The sequence below is a fragment of the Patescibacteria group bacterium genome (assembly GCA_040753135.1).
Classification (GTDB): Bacteria; Patescibacteriota; Minisyncoccia; order UBA6257; family Brennerbacteraceae; genus JBFMGR01.
The window spans coordinates 1-3,798 of sequence record JBFMGR010000012.1; the positions used below are offsets into that span (position 1 = coordinate 1).

The following is a 3,798-nucleotide window of genomic DNA, read 5'->3' on the forward strand; positions in this document are numbered from 1 at the left end:
CTTTATATTACATATAAAGGCGCGCGCGAACAGAAACTAATGAGCAGACATACATCTCGCTCCTTGTTAGTCGCTCGACCACATTGCATTCTCGCGTGAGGTGATGGGGAGCAGTCTATCATCTCACGCTCGGGTCGTACAACAAGCGTGTATGCGGTTTATGGCCTTGCAGGCCAACACCCACATTGGACGGGTTGTAGTAGAATACAGATATTATCAACCCGTCCAACATCGCATACACGCGAACGTTAGGCGAAATTCAAGCCCGAGCCTAAAACAGAAAGAATTTTAAAGACAGGAAAACAATTTATTATTTATGAACAGGATAATCTTAATTGGTGGTTCTCCAACAGCTGGAAAAAGTTTCACTGCAAGAAAAATTGCAGAATCTCTTAAACTTCCTTGGATTTCCACAGACACAATCAGAGAGCAAATGAGGAAAATAGTTAGCAAGAAAGATTTTCCAAATCTCTTTACTCACTCTGAAGCCACACCAGATATGGCTGTTGATTTTCTTTCAAACAAATCGGCTAAAGAGATCGTAAAGCACCAAAACGATGAAAGCCTTGATGTTTGGAAAGGCATAACTGCGTTAATCGAAACCGATTATGTTTGGGGTGATTTTATTATTGAGGGCGTGGCTGTTTTACCTAATTTAGTCAAGAAAGTGTCTGTGGAAAATAAAGAGATTAAAGTTGTTTTCCTTGTGGACGATAATATTGGGCGTATTCGCAAAACAATTTTTACCAGAGGGCTATGGGATGATGCAGATAAATATCCTGATGATGTTAAAGAGAAAGAAGTTGAATGGGTTATCGAATTTAACAATTACATCATCAGAGAATCAAAAAAGTATGGTTTTCCTATTGTAAAAATTGGAGATAGAAAACAATATATTAATGAGATAAAAGAATTAATTCAATGAACGGCTCGGGCTTGAACTCAAGGGGGCACTGCGCTTTGGCTTCGTTTCACTACGCCGACCCTCGCCTAACAGCGGATATGAGGTTTGCTCCTCGGTTCGGGGCTCTCCCATGTCCCGCCGAAATTTAATAAAATAAATTAAGGTGTCGGCGGGGCATCAGATATACCGGAACGTTAGCAGAAATTGGCTCGCTAATTTATAATATAAAATATATCTATGAATAAACTAATTTTTCTTTACATAACAAACGATTCAGTTGATGGAGCTAAAAAAATAGCACGGCATCTTTTAGAAAAAAGGATGATAGGATGCGCAAATATTTTTCCTATTAGTGGCTATGTACTGGTGGGAAGGGAAAATTGAAGATGGTAACGAAGTTGTTTTGATCGTTAAAACTACAAGTGACCGTTTTGAAAAAGTGCGTGATGAAATTGCTCGCATACATCCATTTGATACTCCATGCATTCTCAAGATCGATGTTGATCCAAACGAAAAATATTTGCGCTGGATCGAAAGCGAATTAAAATAGGAAATGAGCCAACTTCTTCTAACACAGTATATGCGGTTTAAGCCTTGCAGGCTCTCACCCATATTCCGCTACAACTTTTTGTATTAAAATATTGATGCAGCGGAACATCGCATACGCTGAAACGTTATGTGAAATAGCCAGAAATTTCTTTATTATTTTTTAAGATTTTTTGGCAATTTATTTCAGGTTGAACATAACTTGTGATATAATTTTAGTCAGTTTAATAATTAACTAACAACATTATGAAAACACCAGAAATGGGCGGGAGTTATCCCGAAAAAACTAAATCGGATCTTGTTATTAGTAGAGCTGAAAAATATATTGATCAAGGAAACCTTAAAGGAGCAGTTATTTCTATCGGTTCCGATATTAACGATGACCCAACTATTGATGGAATTCAGAAAAAGATCATCGTTAGCTTATCAATGGAATATCAAAGTAAACCTAATTTATCACGAGATGACGTTGATACATTTATTGATTATGTGAAAAAGCTCCTTGAATAAATTGCCAAAAAATACATTAAGGAATAGAAATTTCTGTCTACATCACATAACAGCGTGTATCTGACTACGGAAAATTGGCGTCAATTAAATCCTTAAGGAGTGCCAATTTTCCTCCGCCCAAATTTTCATCCCTTAAACAGATGATGGTTTGGGTGGAGCTCTATTAAAATGCGTGCGTTTGATAATTAAAATTTATTCCATTTAATCGGGATGAAAACTTCAGATACACGCAGACGTTATGTGCAATCCGCCTCCGTGCCCCTTAACCGATAATTTTATAATCATTCAAATTTAACTAGTAGTATTATGATATCAAAAGCCCTTATCTGCGTAGATTTTGAAAACGAATGGACTGATAAAAGTTCAGATTATTTTGTTGGCGATATTTCCGAGCTAATTAAGAAAACCAACAAACTCATAGATTTTTGCAGAAAAAATGGTTACAAAATAATCTTCACTACGCACATCGAAAAAGATTCTGATTCTGCTTTTGCCCCTGATTCAAAGAACGTTGAGATAATCAAAGAATTGCATAAGCAAAATTCCGATGTGCTTATTACAAAAAATAAAATCAGTCCATTCTATAAAACAAATTTAGATAAGCATCTTGAAGGAATTGATGAAATAGTTATCTGTGGAATTTTGACAAATTTATGTGTTAGAAGTTTGGCTCAAGATGCTTATGATAGAGATTTCAAAATCACAATAATTAAAGATTGCTGTCGGGCTTTTGATGTTGAAACACATGAGTTTACGCTCAAAGATTTGAAAGCTACAAGAGAAGAAATTGAATTCTTAAATTTGAATGAATTTACTAAATGAACGGGGCAAAAATAATACTCTGAAATTTCCCTTCGGGACGTTGCACTAAATTTCAGCCCTTCGGGGAATATAACAAGGGATATGAGGTTACGAAGTCTTGCAGACTTCTTCACCCAAATTGCTCCCGTTGGTCGCAACTTCTCATATCCCCGATGTTAGGCGAAATATTTTTATGGCAATTGTGAATCCTTTTTTATTTTTTTTCTTATTCAAAATATTTTCATGAAAAAAATTATTTTTTGGGTGATGGGGAATGAAAAAGTTGTTTTAGTCTTTAGTTTCTTGCGATATTACATTTCATGGTTTTTTGACAAAAATTCCGAAAGGAGGTTGTTCTTCGAGAAGATACAACCCTATACGATGGTAAGCTATAAAAGATTGTCTCATCTCTGGGACATTGTTAGCGAGCTTGAAAGAAAAAAAATAAAAGGAAATTATGTTGAGTGTGGTGTTTGGAAGGGCGGTAGCGCAGCAATCATGGCATATTTGGCACAGAAGCATAATAGCGATAGACAGATTCATCTTTTTGATTCTTTTGAAGGAATGCCCGAACCAACAGTGATTGACGGAGAAAGAGCAGCTATTTTCTCTGGAGGAAAAACTTCAGGCAAACAAAAAGCCATTGGTAAAACAGTTGGTGTCATTGAAGAAGCGAAAAAACTCTTTTTCTCAGAACTTGAACTCGATAAAAAAAACATAGTTTTTCATAAAGGTTGGTTTCAATCAACTATCCCAGCAAACAAGGAATTAATAGGGAAAATAGCCGTTCTTCGGATAGATGCCGATTGGTATGAGTCTGTGAAGGTTTGTTTAGAAGAATTATATAATCAAGTTATCCCCGGAGGTTACATAATATTTGATGATTATGGATTTTGGCCGGGGTGTAAAAAGGCTGTAAAAGAGTTTTTTCAAAAAAGGAAAATCAACTCACGGTTGCAAAAGATTGATATTTCTGGGACATTTTTTAGAAAATAGCGTTCCTTCAAAAGAAAATTGCCATAAAAATACTCAAGGGG

General features: G+C 35.9%; 6 protein-coding genes. All 6 read left to right on the plus strand.

The annotated features are described in order from the left end of the window. Window positions 1–316: 316 nt before the first annotated feature. The 6 genes from AB1721_03130 to AB1721_03155 all read left to right on the plus strand — a co-directional run bounded on the left by AB1721_03130 (window position 317) and on the right by AB1721_03155 (window position 3,757). Entirely contained in the window at window positions 317–925 is a 609-nt protein-coding gene (locus AB1721_03130; GenBank protein MEW5805686.1) for a hypothetical protein, read from the plus strand. 216 nt (window positions 926–1,141) lie between these two features. Beyond that, window positions 1,142–1,288 (plus strand): divalent cation tolerance protein CutA, encoded by a 147-nt coding sequence (gene cutA, locus AB1721_03135; protein ID MEW5805687.1) that lies wholly within the window; start codon window positions 1,142–1,144, stop codon window positions 1,286–1,288. Continuing rightward, window positions 1,263–1,454 carry a divalent cation tolerance protein CutA gene (gene cutA / locus AB1721_03140; GenBank protein MEW5805688.1) on the plus strand — a complete coding sequence of 64 codons (192 nt, stop codon included), beginning with the start codon at window positions 1,263–1,265 and terminating at the stop codon, window positions 1,452–1,454. The genes cutA (AB1721_03135) and cutA (AB1721_03140) overlap by 26 nt, the downstream gene beginning before the upstream one ends. A gap of 242 nt (window positions 1,455–1,696) precedes the next feature. Beyond that, window positions 1,697–1,960 (plus strand): hypothetical protein, encoded by a 264-nt coding sequence (locus AB1721_03145; protein MEW5805689.1) that lies wholly within the window; start codon window positions 1,697–1,699, stop codon window positions 1,958–1,960. 306 nt (window positions 1,961–2,266) lie between these two features. Then, window positions 2,267–2,782 (plus strand): isochorismatase family cysteine hydrolase, encoded by a 516-nt coding sequence (locus AB1721_03150; GenBank protein ID MEW5805690.1) that lies wholly within the window; start codon window positions 2,267–2,269, stop codon window positions 2,780–2,782. A gap of 222 nt (window positions 2,783–3,004) precedes the next feature. After that, a complete protein-coding gene (locus AB1721_03155) occupies window positions 3,005–3,757 on the plus strand; it encodes a TylF/MycF/NovP-related O-methyltransferase (GenBank protein ID MEW5805691.1) in 753 nt (250 codons plus the stop codon). Window positions 3,758–3,798: the final 41 nt, after the last annotated feature.